This is a genomic window from Sphingomonas sp. (genome assembly GCF_036269755.1).
Lineage (GTDB): Bacteria > Pseudomonadota > Alphaproteobacteria > Sphingomonadales > Sphingomonadaceae > Sphingomonas.
On sequence record NZ_DATBDV010000014.1, the window covers coordinates 26,263 to 49,382 of the forward strand.

General features: G+C 66.3%; 25 protein-coding genes and 1 tRNA gene. 18 read left to right on the top strand and 8 right to left on the bottom strand.

Annotated features, from left to right (window positions below):
• Window positions 1-86 precede the first annotated feature (86 nt).
• Window positions 87-1,160, bottom strand: a complete 1,074-nt coding sequence (locus VH326_RS09515) for an acyl-CoA dehydrogenase family protein (RefSeq protein WP_329631732.1) — start codon at window positions 1,158-1,160, stop codon at window positions 87-89.
• A 99-nt stretch (window positions 1,161-1,259) separates the two neighbouring features.
• Window positions 1,260-2,474 (bottom strand): acyl-CoA dehydrogenase family protein, encoded by a 1,215-nt coding sequence (locus tag VH326_RS09520; protein ID WP_329631581.1) that lies wholly within the window; start codon window positions 2,472-2,474, stop codon window positions 1,260-1,262.
• Window positions 2,475-2,524: 50 nt separating this feature from the next.
• Between VH326_RS09520 and VH326_RS09525 the strand changes: the two genes are divergently transcribed.
• Together VH326_RS09525 and VH326_RS09530 are read left to right on the top strand one after the other, a co-directional pair.
• On the top strand, window positions 2,525-3,241 hold the full coding sequence (locus VH326_RS09525) for a DNA alkylation repair protein (RefSeq protein WP_329631582.1): 717 nt from the start codon (window positions 2,525-2,527) through the stop codon (window positions 3,239-3,241).
• A 164-nt stretch (window positions 3,242-3,405) separates the two neighbouring features.
• The gene (locus VH326_RS09530; RefSeq protein WP_329631583.1) at window positions 3,406-4,632 is read left to right on the top strand and encodes an MFS transporter; all 1,227 of its coding nucleotides are present in this window, start codon (window positions 3,406-3,408) and stop codon (window positions 4,630-4,632) included.
• Between the two features lie 135 nt (window positions 4,633-4,767).
• On the opposite strand, the gene VH326_RS09535 is transcribed toward VH326_RS09530, so the two are convergent.
• Together VH326_RS09535 and VH326_RS09540 are read right to left on the bottom strand one after the other, a co-directional pair.
• Window positions 4,768-5,565, bottom strand: coding sequence for an SDR family oxidoreductase (locus VH326_RS09535; RefSeq protein ID WP_329631584.1), 798 nt, complete (start codon window positions 5,563-5,565; stop codon window positions 4,768-4,770).
• The gene (locus VH326_RS09540) at window positions 5,562-6,170 is read right to left on the bottom strand and encodes a glutathione S-transferase family protein (RefSeq protein WP_329631585.1); all 609 of its coding nucleotides are present in this window, start codon (window positions 6,168-6,170) and stop codon (window positions 5,562-5,564) included. The genes VH326_RS09535 and VH326_RS09540 overlap by 4 nt, the downstream gene beginning before the upstream one ends.
• A gap of 72 nt (window positions 6,171-6,242) precedes the next feature.
• Between VH326_RS09540 and VH326_RS09545 the strand changes: the two genes are divergently transcribed.
• From VH326_RS09545 to VH326_RS09570, 6 genes are all read left to right on the top strand, one after another.
• Window positions 6,243-7,775: a class I adenylate-forming enzyme family protein gene (locus tag VH326_RS09545; RefSeq protein ID WP_329631586.1), complete on the top strand. Its 1,533-nt coding sequence runs from the start codon at window positions 6,243-6,245 to the stop codon at window positions 7,773-7,775.
• Window positions 7,775-8,551, top strand: coding sequence for a thioesterase family protein (locus tag VH326_RS09550; protein WP_329631587.1), 777 nt, complete (start codon window positions 7,775-7,777; stop codon window positions 8,549-8,551). Before VH326_RS09545 ends, VH326_RS09550 begins: the two co-directional genes overlap by 1 nt.
• A 111-nt stretch (window positions 8,552-8,662) precedes the next feature.
• Window positions 8,663-9,208, top strand: coding sequence for an EF-hand domain-containing protein (locus tag VH326_RS09555; protein WP_329631588.1), 546 nt, complete (start codon window positions 8,663-8,665; stop codon window positions 9,206-9,208).
• A gap of 112 nt (window positions 9,209-9,320) precedes the next feature.
• A complete protein-coding gene (locus VH326_RS09560) occupies window positions 9,321-10,040 on the top strand; it encodes a response regulator (protein WP_329631589.1) in 720 nt (239 codons plus the stop codon).
• Between the two features lie 43 nt (window positions 10,041-10,083).
• The gene (locus VH326_RS09565; RefSeq protein ID WP_329631733.1) at window positions 10,084-11,421 is read left to right on the top strand and encodes a HAMP domain-containing sensor histidine kinase; all 1,338 of its coding nucleotides are present in this window, start codon (window positions 10,084-10,086) and stop codon (window positions 11,419-11,421) included.
• A 2-nt stretch (window positions 11,422-11,423) separates the two neighbouring features.
• Window positions 11,424-13,034 (top strand): alpha-glucosidase family protein, encoded by a 1,611-nt coding sequence (locus VH326_RS09570; RefSeq protein ID WP_329631590.1) that lies wholly within the window; start codon window positions 11,424-11,426, stop codon window positions 13,032-13,034.
• A gap of 70 nt (window positions 13,035-13,104) precedes the next feature.
• Here the strand turns inward: VH326_RS09570 and VH326_RS09575 are convergent.
• The 3 genes from VH326_RS09575 to VH326_RS09585 form a co-directional block, all read right to left on the bottom strand.
• A tRNA-Leu gene (locus VH326_RS09575) sits at window positions 13,105-13,189 on the bottom strand.
• Between the two features lie 59 nt (window positions 13,190-13,248).
• Window positions 13,249-13,779 carry a DUF805 domain-containing protein gene (locus VH326_RS09580; RefSeq protein ID WP_329631591.1) on the bottom strand — a complete coding sequence of 177 codons (531 nt, stop codon included), beginning with the start codon at window positions 13,777-13,779 and terminating at the stop codon, window positions 13,249-13,251.
• Window positions 13,780-13,926: 147 nt separating this feature from the next.
• Complete coding sequence (locus VH326_RS09585) at window positions 13,927-15,435, bottom strand: YifB family Mg chelatase-like AAA ATPase (RefSeq protein ID WP_329631592.1); 1,509 nt, start codon at window positions 15,433-15,435, stop codon at window positions 13,927-13,929.
• A gap of 332 nt (window positions 15,436-15,767) precedes the next feature.
• Between VH326_RS09585 and rpmH the strand changes: the two genes are divergently transcribed.
• From rpmH to VH326_RS09635, 10 genes are all read left to right on the top strand, one after another.
• Window positions 15,768-15,902 (top strand): 50S ribosomal protein L34, encoded by a 135-nt coding sequence (rpmH, locus tag VH326_RS09590; protein WP_066589281.1) that lies wholly within the window; start codon window positions 15,768-15,770, stop codon window positions 15,900-15,902.
• Window positions 15,903-15,979: 77 nt separating this feature from the next.
• On the top strand, window positions 15,980-16,306 hold the full coding sequence (rnpA, locus tag VH326_RS09595; protein ID WP_329631734.1) for a ribonuclease P protein component: 327 nt from the start codon (window positions 15,980-15,982) through the stop codon (window positions 16,304-16,306).
• Window positions 16,307-16,314: 8 nt separating this feature from the next.
• On the top strand, window positions 16,315-16,527 hold the full coding sequence (gene yidD / locus VH326_RS09600) for a membrane protein insertion efficiency factor YidD (RefSeq protein WP_329631735.1): 213 nt from the start codon (window positions 16,315-16,317) through the stop codon (window positions 16,525-16,527).
• A gap of 27 nt (window positions 16,528-16,554) precedes the next feature.
• Window positions 16,555-18,264 (top strand): membrane protein insertase YidC, encoded by a 1,710-nt coding sequence (yidC, locus tag VH326_RS09605; protein WP_329631593.1) that lies wholly within the window; start codon window positions 16,555-16,557, stop codon window positions 18,262-18,264.
• Between the two features lies 1 nt (window position 18,265).
• Window positions 18,266-18,904, top strand: a complete 639-nt coding sequence (yihA, locus tag VH326_RS09610; protein ID WP_329631594.1) for a ribosome biogenesis GTP-binding protein YihA/YsxC — start codon at window positions 18,266-18,268, stop codon at window positions 18,902-18,904.
• Window positions 18,905-18,931: 27 nt separating this feature from the next.
• A complete protein-coding gene (locus VH326_RS09615) occupies window positions 18,932-20,269 on the top strand; it encodes a M28 family peptidase (protein WP_329631595.1) in 1,338 nt (445 codons plus the stop codon).
• An 83-nt stretch (window positions 20,270-20,352) separates the two neighbouring features.
• Entirely contained in the window at window positions 20,353-20,505 is a 153-nt protein-coding gene (locus tag VH326_RS09620) for a hypothetical protein (protein WP_329631596.1), read from the top strand.
• Window positions 20,506-20,582: 77 nt separating this feature from the next.
• Window positions 20,583-21,695, top strand: coding sequence for a zinc-binding dehydrogenase (locus VH326_RS09625; protein WP_329631597.1), 1,113 nt, complete (start codon window positions 20,583-20,585; stop codon window positions 21,693-21,695).
• An 80-nt stretch (window positions 21,696-21,775) separates the two neighbouring features.
• Complete coding sequence (locus tag VH326_RS09630; protein ID WP_329631598.1) at window positions 21,776-21,907, top strand: hypothetical protein; 132 nt, start codon at window positions 21,776-21,778, stop codon at window positions 21,905-21,907.
• Between the two features lie 77 nt (window positions 21,908-21,984).
• Window positions 21,985-22,650, top strand: coding sequence for a glutathione S-transferase family protein (locus VH326_RS09635; protein ID WP_329631599.1), 666 nt, complete (start codon window positions 21,985-21,987; stop codon window positions 22,648-22,650).
• A 3-nt stretch (window positions 22,651-22,653) separates the two neighbouring features.
• Here the strand turns inward: VH326_RS09635 and VH326_RS09640 are convergent, their stop codons facing one another.
• Window positions 22,654-23,118: a cupin domain-containing protein gene (locus VH326_RS09640; protein ID WP_329631736.1), complete on the bottom strand. Its 465-nt coding sequence runs from the start codon at window positions 23,116-23,118 to the stop codon at window positions 22,654-22,656.
• Window positions 23,119-23,120: the final 2 nt, after the last annotated feature.

The following is a 23,120-nucleotide window of genomic DNA, read 5'->3' on the forward strand; positions in this document are numbered from 1 at the left end:
GGCGGAAATGTCATACCCTCATGGGTCCGAATCAGCCCAAACCCGATACCGGAAATCTTAAAAGGACAGCAATGCGGTAGCGGCGATCAGTAGCCGTTGAGCGTCGCGAAGCGATTCCGCAGATACGCGGTGTTGCCCCACATCGCCTCGAGCACGCGCATTCGCTTGAGGTAGAAACCGGCGTCATATTCGTCGGTCATGCCGATCCCGCCATGGAGCTGGATCATCTCGCGGCTCATCAAATGCCCGACCTCGTTCGCCTTGGTCTTGGCGAGCAACGCCGCTTGGCGCGTGTCGCCGCCGCGGTCGATCGCGGACAGCCCGTTCTCGACCGCCGAGCGCATCAGCTCGATGTCGCTGAACAGGTTCGCCATGCGGTGCTGAAGCGCCTGGAAGGTGGCGAGCACCTGGCCGAACTGGACGCGTTGCTTGAGATAGGCGAGCGTCGTCTCGAACCCCTGCCCCGCCATGCCGAGCATCTCCGCCGCGGCGAGCACGCGCGCGCGGTCGAGCACCTGGTCGAGCAACGCGTCGCCGCCGCCCGACAGCTTATCGGCGTCCACGCCGTCGAAGCGCACTTCGGCATGGCTGCGGAAGTCGGTCAGCTTGCGCCGCGACCGCGACGCGCCCGCGGCTTCGCCGTCGACCAGGTACAGCCCATCGGCCGCGGCGACGACGAACAACCCGGCGGCATCGCCCTCGGCGACGAATGCCTTAGTACCGCTCAGCTTGCCGCCCGACATGCTCGTCTTGAGGTCGGCAGGGTCATGGCGGGGGCCTTCGTCAACCGCGAGCGTCGCGACCAGCTCGCCCGACGCGATCCGCGGCAGCCACTGTTCCTTTTGCGCATCGCTCCCGCCGAGCACGATCGCTGACGCGGCAGCGGCCGAGGCCGCAAGCGGGCTGGCGGTCAGCGTCTTGCCGAGTTCCTCGACCACCAGCCCCAGACTGAGCCAGCCGAAATCGGACCCGCCATAGCTTTCCGGAATGACGATCCCCGCCCAACCCATCTGCGCCATTTCGCGATAGGCGGCGGGATCGAAGCCGGTCGGACTATCGGCGTCGCGCACCTTGCGCCACGCGATCACCGGGCTTTCGTTCGACGTCCACTCGCGCGCCATGTCGCGCAGCATCGTCTGTTCTTCGCTGAGTACGGCCATCTGTCTTTCCTCGTCGCCCCGGCGAAGTCCGGGGCCGCTAAGTTGCGAATGGCTGACCATGCGGCCAGCGGCCCCGGCCTGCGCCGGGGCGACGGTCATTCACTGGTGATCCAGCATCCCCAGGATCCGCTTGGCGATGATGTTGTTCTGCACCTCGGTCGACCCGCCATAGATCGTCGTCGCCTTGCCGAAGAGCCAGGCGCGGACCTGGTGGAGCTCGTCGGCGGAGAAGCCCTCGCCTTCCCAGCCGAGCCCTTGCAGGCCCTCGATCTCGATGATCAGTTCGGCGCGTTCCTGGCCGAGCTTGGTGCCGACGGTCTTGAGGATCGACGACACTTCGCTGACCCCGCCGACCGCCTTGGATTCGGCCATCACGCGCATCGCGGTGAGCTGGAACGTGCGCCAGTCCATTTCCCACTTCGCAATCCGCGCGCGCAGGTCGCGGTCGGCGATGCGACCGTCGTCGTCGGCGCCGACGAACGTCTTGGCGAGATCAGCCAGGCTCGGCCCCGACATTTGCAACCGCGATCCGCCGCCCGACAAATTGGTCCGCTCGTGCTGGAGCAGGCGCTTGCCAATCGTCCAGCCCTGCCCTTCCTGGCCGACGAGGTTTTCCTTGGGCACCTTCACGTCGGTGAAGAACGTCTCGCAGAACGGCGACATGCCGCTGATCATCTTGATCGGCTTCACCTCCACGCCGGGCGCGGTCATGTCGATCAGCAGGAAGCTGATGCCCTTGTGCTTGTCCGACTTGTCGGTGCGCACCAGGCAGAAGCATTTGTCCGCCCATTGCCCGCCCGAGGTCCAGGTCTTCTGGCCGTTGACGACATAATGGTCGCCCGCATCCTCGGCGAAGGTCTGCAAGTTCGCGAGATCGGAGCCGGCATTGGGTTCCGAATACCCCTGGCACCAGCGGATTTCGCCCTTGGCGATTGCGGGAATATGCTCGCGCTTCTGCTCCTCGGAGCCATATTCGAGCAAGGTCGGCCCGAACATCATCACGCCCATCCCGCCGATCGGGTTCCACGCACCGACTCGCGCCATTTCGTCGCTCAGCACGCGCGCCTGCGCCTTGCTCAGCCCGCCGCCGCCATATTCCCTCGGCCAGGTTGGCACGCCCCACCCCTTTTCGCCCATCGCCTCGCGCCACGCTGTCATTTCGGGGGTTTCGCTGGTCGGGCCCTCGACGCTGGCAAGCGCATTGCCCTTGCCCTTGAGCGACGGCGGGAAGTTGGCCGAGAGCCAGTCGCGCACCTCTGCGCGGAAATCGTCGAGCGCATCGCCCGGACGATCGATTTCGGCGGCGGTCGCCATGAAAAACCTCTCCCTCTTCACCGAATCTGAATATCGGGTATGGTCGAGATGTGACACATTCGCGCATCCCCGAAAAGCCCCTGACTGCTCGCGTCCGTGCTGCGCTGGAGGCGGTCGCCGAGCCCGAACACGCCCCGGCGATGGCGGCGTATATGAAATCGGCGATGCCCTATCTCGGCGTCTCCACGGTTCCGCGGCGAGCTGCGCTGAAGGCGGTGTTCGCGGGGATCGACTGGCCGGACCGCGCGGCGTGGGAAGCCGACGTGCTGGCGCTTTGGCGCGGCGCGGAGTTTCGCGAGGAACGCTATGCCGCGCTCGAGCTGGCCGCGCTCAAATCGGCACGCCGTTTCCACACGATCGACGCGCTGCCGATGTACGAGGAGATGATCGTGGGTGGCGCGTGGTGGGACTATGTCGACGAGATCGCGACGCATCGGCTGTGGGCGATCTTGGAGAACGACCGTGCAGCAATGCGGGCGGCGATGCTCCAATGGTCGACCGACGCCGACATGTGGAAACGCCGCAGCGCCATCCTCTGCCAGATCCCCGCCAAGCGCGAGATCGATCTCGATCTCCTCTACGCCTGCATCGAGCCGTCGATCGGATCGAGCGAGTTCTTCCTGCGCAAGGCGATCGGCTGGGCGCTCCGCCAATACGCCTGGATCGATCCACAGGAAGTCGCCCGCTACGTCGCCGCCAATGCCCATCGGCTGAGCGGTCTCAGCCAGCGCGAGGCGCTCAAGAACGGTGACAAGCGGCGCGGCTGACGGGGCTTGCCACCGCGCCACTTCACTTTTCATTTTCCTACCCGCGTAGGTTTGTGAGACGATGCCCAGGTGGTGATTGTCCGGCCCCACTCGGTTGGTCGTATTTCGCTCGCGTACGTGGCGTGACTTTCGTGACCTTCGGATGATCGGGCGGGGGATAGCTCATGATACGATTCGATAACCGCGCGGTGCCGATCGCGCTCGCCGCAGTGCTGATCGACACGATCGGGTTCGGCATCATCATGCCGATCTTCCCGCGGCTGATCACGCAGCTCGGGCATATCGATCTCGAACAGGCCACGCGCGTCGCCGGGTACATGCTGGTCGTGTTCTCTGTGATGCAATTTTTTGCCGGGCCCGTGCTCGGCAATCTCAGCGATCGCTTCGGGCGGCGCCCGGTCTTGATGACCTCGATGCTGTGCTTCGGCGTCGACTATGTGCTGATGGCGTGGTCGCCGACGCTCGGCTGGCTGTTCCTCGGTCGGGCGATCGCCGGCGCGGCTGGCGCGGTGTACGGCCCGGCGGGATCGGTGATCGCCGACGTGACGCCGCCGGAGAAACGCGGCGCGACCTTTGCCTTTATCGGTGCGGCGTTCGGGATCGGGTTCGTCATCGGGCCGGCGATCGGCGGACTGCTCGCGCAGTTCGGGTCGCGCGCGCCGTTCATCGCCGCCGCCGCGCTGGCGCTGGCCAACGCAGTGATGATGTTCCTGTTCATGCCGGAGACGCTCGGCCAGGAAAACCGCCGGCCGTTCCGCTTGCGCGATTCGCACATCATCGGCGCGTTTCGGCCGCTGTTCCACGCGGGCAACGCCGCGCCGCTACTCGTGGCTTGGTTCGTCTGGCAGCTCGCGCACATGGTCTATCCGGCGACCTGGTCGTTCTGGGCGGCGATCCGGTTCGGCTGGGATGCCAAGGCGATCGGCTGGAGCCTCGCGTTCGTCGGGGTGATCATGGCTTGCGTCCAGGGCGGCCTGACCGGCCCCTTCATCAAGCGCTTCGGCGAGCGGCGCGCGATGCTGACGGGGATGTGCTCGGCCGGGCTCGCCTTCTACCTGTTCGCGTTCGTCACCGCGGGGTGGCAGGCCTATGTGCTGATGGCGGTTAGCGCGTTTCAGGGGTTCGTGTTTCCGTCGTTCAACGGCCTCTTGTCGCGGATGGTCGACGCCAAGCATCAGGGCGCGCTGCAAGGCGGGATCGGCAGCATGGGCAGCGTGTCGTCGATCATCGGGCCGCTGCTGCTGACGCAAGCGCTCGCGACAGGCGTCGACCACGGCTTTCCGGGCGCGAACTTCCTGCTCGCGGCGGTGCTGGTGACGGTGGCGTTCGCGATCATCGTGTGGAAGGTGCTCGATCGCATCCCCGCCAAAGCGGAGAGCGCTTCCGCCTGACCAACCAACAGCGCCTCCCCGGCGAAAGCCGGGGCCCAGGTGGGAGAGCTTGTTTGGTTGGCGTAGCGCTTCGATATCAATGCCGCCCAACTGGACCCCGGCTTCCGCCGGGGAGGCGTCAGAAGAGACGGTATCCTAACTCTCTTTACCCGGCCGCCGCGTCAGCGCCATGTCGAGATGCCCGCCGGCGTCGATCAGCGTGACTTCGCCGGTGATCGCTCGGCTCAGCGGATCGAGCAAGTGGACGATCGGGCCGGCAACGTCGTCCGGCCCGGTGGCGAACCCCATCGGCACACGGCCGGCGATATTCTGGTTGAGCTTCTCGAACCCTTCCGCGCCCAGCCGCTTCTCGAACCAGCCGGTGCCGACATAGCCCGGTGCCACCGCGTTGACCCGGATCGCCGGCGCCAGCACTCGCGCCAGACTCCTGGTCATCGTGATCAGCGCGCCCTTCGACGCGGCATAGGCGACCGACGATCCCATACCGAACATGCCGGCAACACTGGCGACGTTGACCACCGACGATGCATCCTGCTCGCGCATCGCCGGGGCGCAGGCGCGCACCATCTGGAACGCGGCGATCGTGTTGAGGCGGTAGATGTCGACGAAATCCTCGGCGTCGAGGGCGTCGAGATCCTCATGATTGGCGAACTTGGTGCGCCCGGCATTGTTGACCAGGAAGTCGATCCGCCCGAACGCGTCGGCCGCGGCCTGGGCCAGCGCCCGGCACGCCGCGTCCTGGACGATGTCCGCCTGCACCGCGATCGAGCCATTGCCCGCCCCGGCCGCGACGGCTTCCGCGTCGTCCTTGCTCGATGCGTAATTGACCACACAGCGCACGCCGCGCTGCGCCAGCATCTTCACCACGCTCGCGCCGATCCCCGTGCCGCCGCCGGTGACGATCGCGACGCGGCCCTCCATGGTCGCGCTCATGCCTGCGCGCTCGGGCGGGCAGAGACTCGCGCGTGCCACGCCTTGAGATTAGGCAGCTCCACGGGGATCGGCACGTCGATGAACGCGGCGAAGTCGATGATCGTCAGCAGCGCGATATCCGCCATTGTGTACCGCTCGGACGCCAGGAACTCGCGATCCGAGAGATGGCGATCGAGGAACCGCATCGCCTCCGCGGCGCGCGGCCGATTGCTCTCGCCGAAGTCGGTATATTGCGTCAGGAACTGCGCGGTGATCGGATGCGTGTGAACCCAGATCATCCCTATCGGCATGCCCAGGCGCAGCTCTGCGCGCCTGGTCCACATGTCGATCCGCGCGATCTCGAGCGGATCGGTGCCGAACAGCGGCGGCTCGGGATGCAGCGCCTCGAAATAGCGGCAGATCGCCACCGTCTCGGTCAGCACCTCGCCGTCGTCGAGCTTCAATGCCGGCACCTGCCCCAGCGGATTGACCGCGAGGAACGCTTCCGACTGCAACTCGCCGGTCATGATCGAAATGTCGGTCATCGGCACCTCGACGCCCTTCTCCGCAAGGAAGATACGCACGCGGCGCGGGTTTGGCGCGTTGGGGGCGTTGTAGAACAGCATCGGATCCCCTCGATTGGCTTTTTCGAATTTCGCGTATGGCATTCGCGAAACGCTTCGCCTAGCGGATCGTGGATGAGCGCCGCCGATTTGCTGACCAGCGACTTCGCCACCCTCCCTGACATCTTGCGCGAACATGGCCGCGAACGCGGCGGCAGGGTGGCGGTCGCCGACGAGCGCGCGACGCTGACCTATGCCGAACTCGACGCGTTGATGGACCGGATCGCCGCCGCGCTGCAACGCGATGGCGTGGCACAAGGCCAATCGGTCGCGATCATCGCCGCGGCGTCGATCGAATATGCCGCCCTGTTCATGGGTGCGCTCCGCGCCGGGTGCGTCGCTGCGCCGCTCGCGCCTTCGTCGACGCCGGAGTCGCTCGCCGTGATGATCGCCGATTGCGGTGCGCCGATCGTGTTCGTCGACGGGGAGAATGCCGCGGCCATCGCCGGGCAGCCGATCGCGGCGAAGCAGGTCCGGCTCGATACCGAGGAGTTCCAGGCATGGCTCGCGCCCGAAGGCGCCAGGTCCCAGCCCGTGACGATCGCGCTCGAGCACGGGTTCAACATCATCTATTCGTCGGGCACTACCGGCACGCCGAAGGGCATCGTCCAGAGCCACAAGATGCGCTGGGCGCATATCGGCCGCAATTCGGCGAGCGGGTTCGACGAAGCGGTGACGATGACCTCGACTCCGCTTTATTCGAACACGACCTTGGTCAGCTTCCTACCGACGCTCGGCTGGGGCGGTACGTCGGTGCTGATGAAGAAGTTCGACGCGCGCCGCTTCCTCGAACTCGCCGAGAAACATCGCGCCACCCACACGATGCTGGTGCCGGTGCAATATCAGCGGATCATGGCGCTGCCAGATTTCGATACGTTCGATCTGTCGTCGTTCAAGCTCAAGACATCGACCAGCGCGCCCTTCTCGCCTGCGCTCAAGGCCGACATCCTCGCGCGATGGCCCGGCGCCCTGGTCGAGTTTTACGGCATGACCGAGGGCGGCGCGTCGACTGGCCTCAACGCCACCGAGCATCCCGACAAGCTCCACACCGTCGGCCAGCCCCTGCCCGGCCATGACATGCGGTTGATCGACGAAAACGGCAACGAAGTGCCGCAGGGCGAAGTCGGCGAAGTCGTCGGCCGCTCGCCGGCGATGATGACCGGCTATCACGGCCGCCAGCAAGCCACCGCCGACGCTGAGTGGCACGACAAGCAAGGCAATCGCTTCATCCGTCACGGCGATATCGGCCGGTTCGACGAGGACGGTTTCCTCATCCTGATGGACCGCAAGAAGGATCTGATCATATCGGGCGGGTTCAATATCTATCCGGTCGATCTCGAAGCGGTGTTGAAGCAGCACCCGGCGGTGCAGGAATGCACCGTGATCGGCGTGCCGTCGGAAGCTTGGGGAGAGACGCCCGTGGGGTTCTACGTGCCGAACACTGGCGTCGATGCGAGCGCCGACGAGATCATCGCGTGGACCAATGCCCAGCTTGGCAAGACTCAGCGGCTGTCGGCGCTCCACGCGATCGACGAGCTGCCGCGCAGCGCGATCGGCAAGGTGCTGAAGCGCGAGCTGCGCGAGCGGCTCGCCAAGGGGGAAGTTTGATGCCCGGATTGAAGGCGATCATCGACGCGCTCGAGCCGATCGAGGACGGCTCGCGGGGGACGATCCCCGATACTTGGCTGCAGGGCCGGACCAGCTATGGCGGGCTATCGGCAGCGCTCGCGCTCCATGCCGCGCAGAATAGCGACGAGGATCTGCCGCCGTTGCGATCGGCTTTGGTGGCGTTCATCGGCCCGTTGTCGGGCGATATCGTCATCCGCGCGAGCCGGCTCCGCCGCGGCCGCAACGCGGCGTTCGTTCAGGCCGATGTCGAAAGCGAAGCGGGGCTCGGGCTGCGCGCCACCTTCGTGTTCATGAGCGCGGTCGAATCGAAGGTCGACTATCAGGTCGGCAAGGCACCCGACTACGCGCCACCGGGACCCGACGCGACGACGTTCAAGGGCAATTCCGCGGTGTCTTTCGCGCAAAATTTCGAGTTGCTCGACCGCCGCGACGAAACGGTCGGGCCCGCCGAATGGCTGCGCTGGGTCCGGCTCAACGAGCGCGAGGGTCTCGATCCGATGGTCGAGTTGATGGCCGTCGCCGATTGCCTCCCTCCCGCAGCACTCAAACTGGTCGGCGGCCCCGCCCCGTGCAGTTCGATGACGTGGCAGCTCAATGTCCTCGGCTCGCAACCGACGACCCGCGACGGCTGGTGGCTGCTCCGCGCCGACGCCGCTTACGCCAAAGGCGGCAGTTCGAGCCAGGAGATGCGGATCTGGAACACGGACGGCGAGCCCATCGCCGAGCAGATGCAGAGCGTCGCGATCTTCGCCTGACACGCGACAAATTGCGACAATTTCGCCGTGGACTGACACCGCCCCGCGACACAGAGCAGCGACAGATGTCAACGCTGGCGGGGACCTCCTCGCTCTGTCGAGGACCATGAGATGAACCGTTTCATTCTTGCCGCCGTGCTGGCGACCAGCGGTTTCGCCGCCGTCGCGGCTGCCGGCCCCCTGGCGGCGCAGACTGCGCCCGCCCCCGGCGATAATCCGGACCGTGTGATGACTCGCGAAGACACGATCGCGCGTACCGATCGCCGGTTCGATCTGATGGACGTCAATCGCGACGGGAAGCTCGATCGCACCGAGCTGCAGCCGCGCCGCGGGCCGGGTGGCTCGGGCGACATGGCCCCGCCCCCACCTCCGCCCGCCGATGGCGCCGCACCGCCTCCGCCGCCGCCCCCGGGAAGCGCGGACCGCATGTTCGCGCGGCTGGACGCCAATGGCGACGGCGTGATCGACCGCGAAGAGTTTCGCGCGGTGGCGCTACGCCGGTTTGACCGCATGGATGCGAACAAGGATGGCAAGATCGACGCGGCGGAGCGCCAGGCGGCGCGCGACGCGATGGGCATGCGTGGCGAGCGCGGACCGGGTGGCGACATGCCGCCCCCGCCGCCCCCGGGCGCGCCCAAACCAGACGCCGGGCAGTAATCCCCATTCTGCCCCGGCAGCCGGGCGGGCGTCCCTCCTCGCCCGCCCGGCCTTCGCCTGACGCCCACGCAAGCGGCTTTTCGGGAGGAAATTTGGTGCTAAGCCTCACGCCATGAGCGGCATGCCCCACATCCTGCTTGTTGATGACGAGCGCTCGATCCGCGAGCCGCTCGCGCAATATCTGACCAAGCAAGGCTTTCGCGTCACGCAGGTCGGCGATGCCGAGGCGGCGCGCGCGCGTTTGACCGCCTATGCGATCGACCTCGTCATTCTCGACATCATGATGCCGGGCGAGGATGGGCTCAGCCTCTGCCGCCACATCCGCGCTTCGGGTGACATTCCCGTGATCCTGCTGACCGCTAAGAGCGAGGAGACCGACCGGATCGTCGGACTGGAAATGGGCGCCGACGACTATGTCGTGAAGCCGTTCAGCCCACGTGAGCTCGCCACGCGTGCCAAGGTCATCCTGCGCCGCGCCACCACCGGCGGGACGCGGCAGCACGCGCCAGAGAGCGGATCGTATGCGTTCGGCGGCTGGGTGCTCAAGAGCGGCGAGCGCGCACTGGTCGACCGCGAGGGCGTGTCGGTGCCGCTGTCGACCGGCGAATATAATTTGCTCCTCGCGCTCGTTCTGCGCCCGCGTCAGGTGCTGACGCGCGACCAGTTGCTCGACCTGACGCAGGGCCGCGAGGCGATGGCGTTCGACCGCGCGATCGACAATCAGGTCAGCCGCTTGCGCCGCAAGATCGAGGCCGATCCCAAGAATCCCGAGCTGATCAAGACCGTCTGGGGCGGCGGCTACACGCTGGCGGCTGAGGTGACTCGCCTGTGAGGGCCCGGCATTGAGGCTTTGGCCGCGCAACCTGCCGGGGCAGATGGCGGTGCTGGTCGCGATGGCGCTATTCGTGGCGCAGGCGATCAATTTCGGGTTCACGCTGCGCGATCGCCAGGCGTTCCGCCTCGAGCAAGTCGTCGGCCCGGTGTCCTCGCGGATCATCGACGCCGGGCAAGGGCCAAGGACCAACCGTGCGCCCGATTTCCCGCCGCCGCCGCGGTTCGACGATTCACCATGGGACGGCTTTCGCCCGCGTCCATGGCCGGCCAATTTGATGCCTAGCGGCCTGCGCCGCCGCCCGGATGTCGAAAGCGGCCTGCGCCGCATACTGACCGACGCGGGGATTCCGGTCGGTCAGATCGTCACGGGAATCCGCTCGGTGCGTCCCGACGACCCGCGGCTCGAACGAGTCTCCCATTTGCGCGCGCAACGTTTGCGCCAGGCTGGCGGCGAATTGCTCATCGCGGTCGAACAGCCGGGCACCGGCTGGTGGCTGACGAGCCAGTCGTGGCACGATTCGGACTGGCCGATCCTGTGGGCGCTGATCGGGCAGACGCTCGTCCTCTATGCGATCGTTCTGCTGCCCGTCCTGTGGGCGACGCGGCGAATAGCGCGGCCGCTGCACATGCTCGCCAATGCCGCGAAGCGTTACCATCCCGGCGAGGCCGACGGCGCAATCGAGGAAAGCGGCCCGCACGACGTTCGCACGCTGATCGCGGCGTTCAACCAATTGCGCACCCGCGCGACCGCGATGCTCAACGAAAAGGACCGCATGCTTGGCGCGATCGGCCACGATCTGCGCACCCCGCTGGCGGCCCTTCGCGTCAGGATCGAATCGGTCGAGGACGACGACGATCGGCTGAAGATGGCGGACACGATCGACGAAATGAGCGGGACGCTCGACGACATCCTGTCGCTGGCGCGGCTCGGGCGACCCAGCGAGGGTCTCACCGAAGTCGATCTGGCGGCGTTGGTCGACGCCGTGGTCGAGGATTTTCGCGACCTCGGCAAGCCGGTGGAGTTCGCCGAAGTGGAGCGCCTCAAGATGCGCCTGCGACCATCGCTGATGCGCCGCGCGGTGCGCAATCTCATCGAGAATGCGGTGAAATATGGCGGCGGCGCGGAAGTGTTTCTGCGGCCCGGCGCCCACTCGGTCGAAATCACGGTGTGTGATAATGGGCCGGGCATTCCGGCGGAACGGATTGGTGAAGTGTTCGAAGCGTTCACCCGGCTCGAAGGATCGCGCAACCGTGAAACGGGCGGGATCGGCTTGGGGCTGGCGCTCGCCCGCGCCATCGTGCGCGAGGCTGGCGGCGACATCACGCTGGCCAACCGCGCCGAGGGCGGGCTCGCCGCGACGATCACGCTGCCGCGCTGAACATGACGGCGCCCGCTCCTGCCACCTCCACGAGAGAATGGTGGCGCGGCGCGATCATCTACCAGATCTACCCGCGCAGCTTCGCCGACTCGAACGGCGACGGCATCGGCGACTTGCCCGGCATCATCCAGCGTCTCGACCACGTCGCCTCGCTTGGCCTCGACGGCATCTGGCTGTCGCCCTTCTTCACCTCGCCGATGGCCGATTTCGGGTACGACGTCGCCGATTATCGCGATGTCGATCCGATCTTCGGCACGCTCGCCGATTTCGACGCGCTGGTCGGGCGCGCGCATGAGCTCCGCCTCAAGGTACTGATCGACCAGGTCTACGCGCATAGCAGCGACCGGCATCCCTGGTTCCAGGCAAGTCGTACCGACCGGACCAATCCCCACGCCGATTGGTACGTCTGGGCCGATGCCAAGCCCGAGGGTTCGCCGCCCAACAATTGGCAAGCCGTATTCGGCGGGCCCGCCTGGACGTGGGACGCGCGCCGCGGCCAATATTATATGCACAATTTCCTGCCCGAGCAGCCGCAGCTCAACGTCCGCCATCCGGCGGTGCAGGATGCCCTGATGGCTGTGGCGCAGTTTTGGCTCGACCGCGGGGTCGACGGTTTCCGGCTCGATGCGATCAACTTCGCGATGCACGACCCCGCACTGACCGACAATCCGCCTGCGCCAGCCGGCAAGCGGTCGCGGCCGTTCGATTTCCAGCTGCATCTCCACAACCAGAGCCACCCCGACATCCTGCCCTTCCTCGAGCGGCTGCGCGCGCTGACCGATCGCTATGGCGCGACCTTCACCGTTGCCGAAGTGGGGGGCCGCCATCCCGAGCCCGAAATGCATGCCTTCACGGCGGGCACGCGGCGGCTCCATTCGGCGTATGGCTTCAACTTCCTCTACGCCAAGCCCCTCACCCCCGCGCTGGTCCGCGACGCGCTCGCCGAGTGGCCCGACGAACCCGGTGCCGGCTGGCCGAGCTGGGCGTTCGAGAATCACGACGCCGCGCGCGCGATCTCGCGCTGGGCTGAACCCCAACATCGTGCGGCGTTCGCTCGGCTGAAGCTGCTGCTGCTGATGTGCCTGCGCGGCAATCTGTTCCTCTACCAGGGGGAGGAACTCGGCCTGACTCAGGTCGACATTCCGTTCGAAGCGCTGCGCGACCCGGAGGCGATCGCCAATTGGCCGCTGACGCTGTCGCGCGACGGCGCGCGGACGCCGATGCCGTGGCGCGGCGACCCCGGCTGCCACGCCGGGTTCAGCACTGCGCCGCCCTGGTTGCCGATCGGAGAGGATCATCTCGCGCTCGCGGTCGATCGGCAGAACGGCGATCCGCACTCCCTGCTCAACCTGACGCGCCGGCTGATCGCGTTTCGCCAAGCCAGCGAAGCGCTGAGGGTCGGCGACGTGACGATGCTGACCGCGACCGACAGCCTGCTCGCGTTCGAGCGATCGGCCGGCGACGAGACGTTGCTGTGCGTCTTCAACCTGGCCGCCGAGCCGGCCGAGTGGCTGCCCGCACACCCGGCGCACTGGCGGGCGGTGGAGACGGGCGGCGTGGTCGAGGGCTGGCGGTTCGGCGGCTATGCCGGACTGATCGCGGAGAGATTCTGAACGCTGATCGCTCCGCTCGGGAGTGCTCAGGCGGTTTGATGCGCCCCGCGCATCCGCCGATCCTGAACACTGGTGCGGGTGGTGGGAATCGAACCCACACTCCTTGCGGAACCGGATTTTGAGTCCGGCGCGTCTACCAGTTCCACCACACCCGCCAGTGCGAAGGCGGCTTGCCTAGACGAGCAGATTCGTCCGGGCAAGCCGCACAACGCCGCTATGCGAAGGTCTCGTTCAGATTGGCGCCGCCACCGAGCGGATCGGGACCGTATTTGTTGGGACCCGGCGTTCCCGGAAGGCAGTAGAACACGATCAGCACGATCCCGAGCAGCCCACCCAGCATCATGATCATCGAACCCAGCCCGACCATGCTGAGCGACAGCGACATCGCGCCCATCATCATCATCACGACCCCGACGATCACCGGCACCAACGGCAGCAGCAGCCACCAGCCCGTGCGATTTGTATCGTGCAGCCGCCGCACCGCCACGGCGATGTTGGGGATCAAGGTTGCAAGCGCGAAGAGGCCGGTCAGGATGCCTCCGTGAATGCCGTAATTATACGATACGCCATTTGGGGACAGGTTCTGCGTTGCAGTCGATTTGCCGCCCAAACCCAGTGCCGAATCGAGTAGGCTGAGCACGACGTAGACGATGCAGACGAACAGCACCCACATCCAATATTCCATGCGGCGCGAACGCCCGCTAAACTCCGCGTACCGCTTCAGCGGCATGAACATCCATTCCATTTCAGCTCTCCCCTTTGTTGAACTCGGCATCGGCACACGCGCGCCGGCGAAATATGTTTATTGGCAGATGCCGCCTCCCCCGAGTCGCGGCGACAGCCTATTCCTTCGTCCGGCGATTACAACTGGTCGCGAAACGAACCGCGTCCCTCAATTGTTCGGCGCGCGCCGGCGATAGCTGAGCGCCTCGGCGACATGGACTCGCCCGACCCTTTCCGATCCGGCCAGGTCGGCGATCGTGCGCGCGACGCGGAGGATGCGGGTATAGCCGCGCGCCGAAAGCCGCATCGCTTCCGATGCCTGTGCCAGCAACGTGCGGCCGGGGTCGTCGGGCGTCGCCACCGCCTCGAGCAGATCGCCATCGATCTCCGCGTTGGTCCGCGCCGCATGCCCGGTATAGCGTTCGGTCTGCACTGCGCGCGCCGCCGCTACCCGCGCGGCCACCTCGGCCGATCCCTCTGCGGGCGGCGGCAGGACCAGGTCAGCGGCGCTGACCGCCTGCACTTCGACGTGCAGATCGATGCGATCGAGCAGGGGACCCGAGACCTTGGCCTGATAGTCCGCCGCGCATTTGGGCGCTCTGGCGCAGGCGAGCGCGGCATCCCCCAGATGTCCGCACCGGCACGGATTCATGGCGGCCACGAGCTGCACCCGCGCCGGGAAGGTGACGTGGGCATTGGCGCGCGCGACGCTGACCGTTCCCGTTTCGAGCGGCTGGCGCAGCGAATCGAGCACCGCGCGCTGGAACTCGGGCAGCTCGTCGAGGAACAACACGCCGAGATGCGCCATGCTGACCTCACCCGGCCGCACCCGAAGCCCGCCGCCGACCAGTGCCGCCATCGACGCCGAATGATGCGGCGCGCGGTACGGGCGGGTCCGCGTGATCCGCCCGCCCACCAGCGTCCCCGCAACCGATTGCACCATCGACACTTCGAGCGCTTCGGCGGCGTCCAGCGGCGGCAGGATACCCGGCAGGCACGCCGCCATCAGCGACTTGCCCGCGCCCGGCGGCCCGACCATTACCAGATTGTGCGCGCCGGCGGCTGCGATCTCGAGCGCGCGCTTGGCCGTTTCCTGACCTTTGACTTGCTTGAGATCGGGGCCGAACCCCGGCGCGTCCGCCTCGCCGGGCGCGGGCGCACCGAGCAGCTGGTTGCCCTTGAGATGGTTGAGCAGCGAGATCAGGTCGGGCGCGGCGACGACCTGCACCGATCCCGCCCAAGCCGCTTCGGCGCCTTGCGCCGCCGGGCAGACCAGCCCCTTGCCTTCTTCCGCGGCGTGGAGCGCTGCGAGCAGCACCCCCGGCGAGGAGGCGATCCGCGCGTCGAGCCCGAGTTCGCCGACCACGACGAACTCGCTCAGCGTTTCGGCATCGACCACGCCCATCGCGCCGAGCAACGCCAGCGCGATCGGCAAGTCGAAATGGGTGCCCTCCTTGGGCAGATCGGCGGGCGACAGGTTGACGACGATTCGCTTGGGCGGGAGCGACAGCCCCATCGCCGCGATCGCACCACGCACGCGCTCACGGCTCTCGGCCACCGCCTTGTCGGCCAGTCCGACGATCGTGAAGCTCGGCAACCCGGCGATCAGCTGCACCTGAACCTCGACGCTGCGCGCCTCCAGCCCCAGATACGCGACCGTCGCCACCAATGTCGCCATTCAGCCCCCCGCTTCCGGCAATTCCTAACAGCTTGCGCCGGGTTTGGAACAGCGATCCCTCTATCGAATGTTCCCAATGTTCGCACTGACCATGACGTCAGAGGAACGACCCTGGCATGCTCCCGACGATGAGGCGACAAATCTCACGCGAATTCCTACATTGCAACGACCACAGCGTCTTGCGCAGGCAACACACCGGTCCCACATCCGCCGACAAGTGGATCGCATGCCTCCCCTCGCGTTGACTTCGCCGGCAAGCTTGCGTATGCGCGCCACCATCAAGGCCGTCCGCGTGGCGGCCCTTTTCAATTCAGACGATCAGGGAATGAGCGATGAAGCGGACTTTTCAGCCGAGCAACCTGGTGCGGGCGCGCCGGCACGGCTTCCGCGCGCGGATGGCGACGGTGGGCGGACGCAACGTGATCCGTGCGCGCCGCAACCGCGGCCGCAAGAAGCTGTCGGCGTAAGTCCCGACTCGCTTTTACAAGGTGACGATGTCGGCCCGCCTCCGCATGGAGCGCGGGCTGGTCTCGTTTCTGCTCCCCTGACCACGCTCACCAAGCGTCGCGATTTCCTCGCAGCCAATTCGGGCAAGCGCGCGCCGATGCCAGGGTTCGTCCTGCTGGTGAACCCGCGCGGCGACGGCGACCCGATGATGCGGGTCGGCTATACGGTGACCAAGAAGATCGGCAACGCCGTGGTGCGCAATCGCATCAAGCGGCGTTTTCGCGCGCTTGCTCGCGACGTTCTGCCGACGAGCGGCGTGCGGGGCGCCGACCATGTCCTGATCGGGCGAAGCGACGCCATTACTCGCGATTTCGCGCTACTGAAGCTGGATCTGACCAGGGCCCTGGCAAAGGTCGCGCGATGATCCGACGCTTGGCCACGCGGCTGCTCATCGGCCTAGTTCGCCTCTGGCAGATCGGTCCGTCGGCGATGATGCCGCCCACGTGCAGATACCAGCCATCATGTTCCGCCTATGCAATCACTGCGCTTCGCCGCTATGGGCCGCTCAAGGGCGGGTGGCTGGCGATCAAGCGGATCGGGCGGTGCCATCCCTGGGGCGGGTTCGGGCCCGACCCCGTTCCCTGATATTTCCGGCCGAAGGTCCTCCGACACGTGAACAACGACAATCGCAATTTCGTCACGTTCATCGTGATTGCCGCGCTGATCTTCTTCGGCTCGCAATGGGTCACGCATTATTTCTTCCCGCCGGCCAACCCGCCGGTGACGAAGATCGTGGGCGGCAAGACGACGGTCCAGCCCAACGCCACCGCGCCGTCCCCCACCACCCCCGCTAAGACTCGCGATCTGAAAGCGGTACTCACCGACAGCGCGGCGCAGCGCGTCGCGATCGACACGCCGACGCTCAAGGGCTCGATCAACCTGAAGGGCGCGCGGATCGACGATCTGGTGTTGACCGCGTACAAGGAAACCATCGCCAAGAACTCGCCGCCGATCCGGCTATTGTCGCCCGACGGCGCGTCCGACGCCTATTTCGCCGAGTTTGGCTGGCAGAATAATGGCGGGCTGCAGGCGCCAAGCGCCGACACCTTCTGGGCCGCGAACAGCCGGGTGCTGGCGCCAGGCAAACCGGTGACGCTGACCGCCGCAAACACTCAAGGGCAGGTTTTCGCGATCGAGCTGTCGGTCGACGACCAATATATGTTCACGATCCGCCAGACGGTGGTCAACAAAAGCGGCGCGCCAATCAACGTGGCCTCCGCCGCGCTGATCAGCCGAGCGTCGGCGCCCAAGGATCCCGACACCTGGTCGATCCAGGTCGGGCCGATGTCGGTGCACGACGGCAAGGCGGATTACGGCGTCAATTATTCCGACGTCGACAAGGGCGCGAAGCAGTTCACCACGACCGGCGGCTGGCTGGGCTTTACCGATAAATATTGGCTGACGGCGCTGGTGCCCGATCGCGGCGCGGCCTTCGCCGGCCAGTTCACCTCGCCCGGGCCCAAGACCTATTCGGCCGATTACGCGCGTGCCGCGACGCCGCTCGCGCCGGGCAAGGCGCTGACTCAGACCAGCCACTTCTTCGCGGGCGCGAAGGAAGTGCGGCTGATCGACCATTATACCGATAGCGGCCTGGTCCCGATGCTCGATTATTCGATCGACTGGGGCTGGTTCCGAGTGATCGAAAAGCCGATCTTCTACTATCTCGACTGGCTGTTCCGGATGATCGGCAATTTCGGCGTGGCGATCATGTTCCTCACGCTGACGATCCGCGCGCTGATCTTCCCGATCGCGCAGCGCCAGTTCGCCTCGATGGCGGCGATGCGCGCGATCCAGCCCAAGATGAAGGCACTGCAGGAACGCCACAAGGACGACAAGCAGCGCCAGCAGCAGGAGATCATGGCGCTGTACAAGGCGGAGAAGGTCAATCCGCTCGCGGGCTGCCTGCCGACCTTCCTGCAGATCCCGATCATGTATTCGCTCTACAAGGTGCTGATGCTGACGATCGAGATGCGGCACCAGCCGTTCGTCGGGTGGATCCACGATCTGTCGGCGCCCGATCCGGCGATGATCCTCAACCTATTCGGCTATCTCCACTTCACGCCGTCGGGGTTCCTCGCGATCGGCGTGGTGCCGGTGCTGCTCGGCGTGTCGATGTGGCTGCAATTCCGGATGAACCCGGCACCGATGGACGCGGCGCAGAAGCAAGTCTTCGCGTTCATGCCGTGGGTGCTGATGTTCGTGATGGCCCCGTTCGCCGTGGGGCTGCAGGTGTACTGGATCACGAGCAATCTGCTGACGGTGTTGCAGCAGAAGATCCTCTACGCACGGCATCCGGCGCTCAAGCAGGCGGTGGCTAAATAACGTGAGCGATTTCGACGAGGAAGCGATCGAGGCGGCACGCAAGATCTTTGCCGGGCCGATCGCGTTCCTCAAGTCCGCGCCCAAGCTCGAGCATCTGCCCGATGCCGTGGTGCCGGAGGTCGCGTTCGCGGGGCGGTCGAACGTCGGCAAGTCGTCGCTGTTGAACGCGCTGACCAACCGCAACGGTCTCGCGCGCACATCGAACACGCCGGGGCGTACTCAGGAGCTCAACTACTTCGATGTGGGGGAGCCGCTAGCGTTCCGGCTGGTCGACATGCCCGGCTACGGTTTTGCCAAGGCGCCTAAGGACGTGGTCAAGAAGTGGCGCTTCCTGATCAACGACTTCCTGCGCGGGCGCGACGTGCTCAAGCGGACCTTGGTGCTGGTCGACGCTCGGCACGGGCTCAAGGACGTCGACCGCGAGATCATGGACATGCTCGACAAGGCGGCGGTCAGCTACCGGATCGTGCTGACCAAGGCTGACAAGATCAAGCCGACCGAACTTGCCGAGGTCGCCGGGCGCACGGCAGAGGAAGCGCGCAAGCGCCCCGCCGCGCATCCCGACATCATCGCGACCTCGAGCGAGACCGGGCTCGGCATCCCCGAGCTACGCGCAGCGGTGATCGAGGCGATCGGCTAATATTTCTTTCCTTCGGAGGTTCCCGTGATGCGTAACATCCTCACCGCGATAGCGATCACCGCGCTTACGGTCTCGCCTGCACTGTCGCAGACTGCCGCACCGATCAGCCGCGTCGACGTGCTGGCCGCGGAGCGAGCGCTGGCGGGTCCCGAGATGCGCGGGCGCGGTAGCGGCACCACCGACGAAGCGCGCGCCGCGGATTGGGTCGCGGCGCAATTCAAGGCGGCTGGGCTCCAGCCCGCGCCAGGGATGGCGAGCTACCTGCAGGCCGCGCCGATCGTGCGCCGCACCGCGACCGGCGTCCCGACGCTGACGGTCGATGGTACCGCGATTGGCGGGGTCGGCATTCTTACCACCGATGGCGGCACGCTCGGCGGCAAAGCCGTCGTGGTGAACGCGATCGGCGACGGCGTCCCGGTTGCCGACGTGCTGGTCTATACCGGACCCGCCGACGGCCTGTCGCAGGTTCGGCGTGCGGCGCGCGGCAAGGTCAAGCTGATCGTGACCGCCGAAAGTGATACGACCCGCCGCTACCTCGCCGCGACCGGCGGCAAGCCGCAGCTCCGCACGACGCTCGAAGGCGGCGGGGCGTGGTCCGGCGTGGCGCTGGCGACGCTGCCGGCCGACGCGCTGGCGAAGATCAAGCCCGGCGACACCGTGTCGCTCGACGTGCCCTTCGCGGCCCAAAAGGGCGTCACCACCAACGCGATCGCCTACCTCCCCGGCACCGATCCGACCGCGGGCGTGATCCTGCTCTCGGCGCACCTCGACCATCTCGGCGTGCGGCCGGATGGCGTGATGATGCCCGGCGCCAACGACGACGCGTCGGGCACCGTCGCGGTGATCGAACTCACGCGCACCTTTGCGACGATGGGCCCGGCCAAGCGCGGCATCCTGTTCGTCGCCTATGGCAGCGAAGAACTCGGCGGGCTCGGCTCGACCTGGTTCGGACAGCATCCGCCGATCGCGCTCGACCGCATCGTCGCCAATATCGAGCTCGAGATGATCGGCGCGCAAGACGCGAAGCTCCCCAAGGGGTCGCTGATGATGACCGGGGCCGAGCGGTCCGACCTGTTCCAGATGCTCAAGGCCAATGGCGCGCTGGTTGCGCGCGACCCGTATCCCGACCAACATTTTTTCGAGCGATCGGACAATTACTCGCTCGCGCTCAAGGGGATCGTCGCCCACACGTTGTCGGGGTGGGTCGGGCCGACTTATCATCAGCCGACCGACACGGTCGAGAATCTCGACATCGACTACATGACCGCGGCGATCAATTCGCTGGTCGCGCCGATCCGCAAGCTCGCCGATGGCGGCTTCACCCCGCGATGGACGGCTGACGGCCGGCCCTCGGCGGGCCGCTAACCGGGCTCGCCTTAACTCGCCGGTAACCCGGAATCGCTAATCATAGGATTGCGCAGAGGTCTGCGCGGCCGGGATTGGCGATTATGCGGTTCTTCATTCTGTTCGGACTGCTCGCCGCGGTGATCGGCGACCTGCTGTTCCTCAACGGCCAATATACCCGCGCCGTCGGCCATTGGTTGGGCAGCTTCAGCTTCGCAATGCGCAACACCAGCGCCGATCTGTGGGGCTCCAACTAGTCAGCTCGGTCGCGATTGCCCCCCGACCCGTCACTCGCTAATCGGTTGCAACACGCAATCGATTTTGGGGAGCGACGATGACGGTACCGACCAGGATGCGCGAGCTTCGCTCGCTGATCGCCGACGGCAAGCTCGAACTGTCGCTTCAGGACGTCGATGTGCCCGTCCCCGGTCCCGGCGAAGTGTTGGTGCGGATCGAGGCCGCGCCGATCAATCCTTCCGACCAGCCGCTCTTGCTGGGCCCCGCCGACCTTTCGACCCTGGACAGCGACGGCAATGTCACCACCGCGGCGATCCCCGAATCCGGCGCGCCGCTCGTCGCTGCGCGGCTCGGCAAGTCGCTCCCCGCCGGAAACGAGGGCGCCGGCGTGGTGGTCGCGGCGGGCGATGGCGCCGAGCATTTGATCGGCAAGGTCGTCGCGGTGCTAGGCGGCGCGATGTACACCCAGTACCGCAAGGCGCCCGCCGCCAGCGTGCTGGTCTATGCCGACGGCGTTACCCCGGCGCAGGGCGCGTCGGCGTTCGTCAATCCGCTGACCGCGCTGGCGATGGTCGAGACGATGCGAATGGAGGGCCACACTGCGCTGGTCCATACCGCCGCCGCGTCGAACCTCGGCCAGATGCTCAACAAGATCTGCCTCGCCGACGGCGTCGACCTGGTCAACATCGTGCGCAACGGCGGGCAGGCGGAAATCCTCGGCGATCTCGGCGCTAAGCACATCGTCGATTCGTCCAAGCCCGACTTTCGCGACACGCTGACCGACGTGCTCTACGAAACCGGCGCGACGATCGCGTTCGACGCGGTCGGCGGCGGGCCGCTCGCCGGGTACATTCTCGGCGCGATGGAAGCGGCATTGGTGCGCAAGACGCCGCCGACCAGCGGCTATGGCTCGCCGGTCCACAAGCAAGTCTATATCTACGGCCGGCTCGACCTGTCGCCGACCGCGCTCGCGCCCAATGCCGGGTTCGCCTGGGGTGTCGGCGGGTTCCTGCTCACCCCGTTCCTGATGAAGGCGGGGCCGGAAATGATGCAGAAGCTGCGCCAGCGAGTTGCGGACGAAATCCTGACGACCTTCGCCAGCGGCTATACGTCGGAAATATCGCTCGCCGAGGCGATCGCGCCAGACACGATCCGCGGCTGGCAACGCAAGGCGACGGGCGAAAAATACCTGATCAACCCGTCGCTTTAGGGCCTGATCAGGATCAGTAATTTGGCTGGCGACTTTCGCTATGTCTGTGCCATGATGCCTTCAGCATTAGGGGACCAGCGATGGACAAGGATGCGAACAAGTCGGCCGACAAGCGCGAAGGCAGCGATCGCCGGCAAGAAGACGACCCCAATTTCCCCGGCCCGGAACGCCGCGTCGGCGACCGCCGCAAGGGCTCGCCGGCGCCCAAATAGTCGCTAGCGGTCGCGCTTGACCTGCTCGCGGGACCGCCGGTTGCCCGCCGGCGCGATCCGCTTTACGCACCGCCGCCATGCTCAAGCTCATCATCGGCAACAAGGCCTATTCCTCCTGGTCGCTGCGCGGCTGGCTCGCGGTCAAGCAATCGGGCCTGCCGTTCGAGGAAGTCGTCGTCCCGCTGTACGACGAGGAATGGGACAAGCGCCGCCAGGGCGACGAGTTCGCGCCATCGTCGGGCAAGGTGCCGATCCTGTGGGACGGCGACGTTGTGGTGTGGGACAGCCTGGCGATTGTCGACTTCCTCAACGACAAGACCGGCAACACCAAATTCTGGCCGGAAGACGAAGCGGCGCGTGCGATGGCGCGGTCGATGGCGACGGAGATGCATTCCGGGTTCCAAGCGCTACGCGCGAAGTGCGGCATGAATATCCGTAATGTCTATCCGGCCAGGCGTGCGGATGACGATGTCCTCGAGGAGCTGAATCGCTTGATGGAGATCTGGGCGCAGGCGCGCGCGCGGTTCGGCGGTGACGGGCAGTTTCTGTTCGGCGATTTCGGCGCGGCCGACATCATGTTCGCGCCGGTGTGCACGCGGATCGTGACGTACCAGCTCCCCGTCGCGCGCTTCGCGGTGCCCTATGTCGAGGCGGTGCTCAACCACCGCTTCATGCAGGACTGGATCGCCGCCGCGCAGGAAGAGGAATGGGTGATCGAGAAATACGAGCAGCCCGAGGCCTGAGCGCTAGGGTATGCGCGTCGTCGGATAGGCGGTCCCGTCGTTGCGGACATAGCGGCCATCGGCGGTGAATTGCATGTCGATATCGGGGTAATCGCCCCCCAATGGCTGCCCTGCCCCGACCGCGATGAAAACGCAGTCGGTGTCGCTCCGGTTCTGCAAATGGTGGCCGTTGCCGTCATTCTTGGGAAAGGCGATGCAGTCCCCTGGCCGTACCGGATGCTCCCCCGCATCGTCGACCAGCACGGCGTCTCCGGCAATCATCACCACGAATTCGTCCTCGCCGATATGCCAGTGGCGCTGCGACGACCAGGCGCCGGGCTTGAGCGTGACATGGCTGACCCCGAAGTCGCTCAGCCCGCTGGCGGGCGACAAGCGGCGGTACCAGCGGCCCTCGACCGGCTTTTCGAACGGAGCGGGATAGCCGGTTCGGTTGGTCTGGGGGATTGAGTCGAGGTCGAGCTTGGGCAATG

Coding starts and splice junctions, on each gene's coding strand:
- VH326_RS09620 (WP_329631596.1), top strand. CDS start 20,353: ATGCGGTTCTTCATTCTGTTCGGACTGCTCGCCGCGGTGATCGGCGAC.
- VH326_RS09585 (WP_329631592.1), bottom strand. CDS start 15,435: ATGGCGACATTGGTGGCGACGGTCGCGTATCTGGGGCTGGAGGCGCGC.
- VH326_RS09560 (WP_329631589.1), top strand. CDS start 9,321: ATGAGCGGCATGCCCCACATCCTGCTTGTTGATGACGAGCGCTCGATC.
- VH326_RS09545 (WP_329631586.1), top strand. CDS start 6,243: ATGAGCGCCGCCGATTTGCTGACCAGCGACTTCGCCACCCTCCCTGAC.
- VH326_RS09615 (WP_329631595.1), top strand. CDS start 18,932: ATGCGTAACATCCTCACCGCGATAGCGATCACCGCGCTTACGGTCTCG.
- VH326_RS09535 (WP_329631584.1), bottom strand. CDS start 5,565: ATGAGCGCGACCATGGAGGGCCGCGTCGCGATCGTCACCGGCGGCGGC.
- VH326_RS09565 (WP_329631733.1), top strand. CDS start 10,084: ATGGCGGTGCTGGTCGCGATGGCGCTATTCGTGGCGCAGGCGATCAAT.
- VH326_RS09635 (WP_329631599.1), top strand. CDS start 21,985: ATGCTCAAGCTCATCATCGGCAACAAGGCCTATTCCTCCTGGTCGCTG.
- VH326_RS09540 (WP_329631585.1), bottom strand. CDS start 6,170: ATGCTGTTCTACAACGCCCCCAACGCGCCAAACCCGCGCCGCGTGCGT.
- VH326_RS09570 (WP_329631590.1), top strand. CDS start 11,424: ATGACGGCGCCCGCTCCTGCCACCTCCACGAGAGAATGGTGGCGCGGC.
- VH326_RS09625 (WP_329631597.1), top strand. CDS start 20,583: ATGACGGTACCGACCAGGATGCGCGAGCTTCGCTCGCTGATCGCCGAC.
- VH326_RS09550 (WP_329631587.1), top strand. CDS start 7,775: ATGCCCGGATTGAAGGCGATCATCGACGCGCTCGAGCCGATCGAGGAC.
- rpmH (WP_066589281.1), top strand. CDS start 15,768: ATGAAGCGGACTTTTCAGCCGAGCAACCTGGTGCGGGCGCGCCGGCAC.
- VH326_RS09630 (WP_329631598.1), top strand. CDS start 21,776: ATGGACAAGGATGCGAACAAGTCGGCCGACAAGCGCGAAGGCAGCGAT.
- VH326_RS09555 (WP_329631588.1), top strand. CDS start 8,663: ATGAACCGTTTCATTCTTGCCGCCGTGCTGGCGACCAGCGGTTTCGCC.
- VH326_RS09520 (WP_329631581.1), bottom strand. CDS start 2,474: ATGGCGACCGCCGCCGAAATCGATCGTCCGGGCGATGCGCTCGACGAT.
- VH326_RS09530 (WP_329631583.1), top strand. CDS start 3,406: ATGATACGATTCGATAACCGCGCGGTGCCGATCGCGCTCGCCGCAGTG.
- VH326_RS09515 (WP_329631732.1), bottom strand. CDS start 1,160: ATGGCCGTACTCAGCGAAGAACAGACGATGCTGCGCGACATGGCGCGC.
- VH326_RS09580 (WP_329631591.1), bottom strand. CDS start 13,779: ATGGAATGGATGTTCATGCCGCTGAAGCGGTACGCGGAGTTTAGCGGG.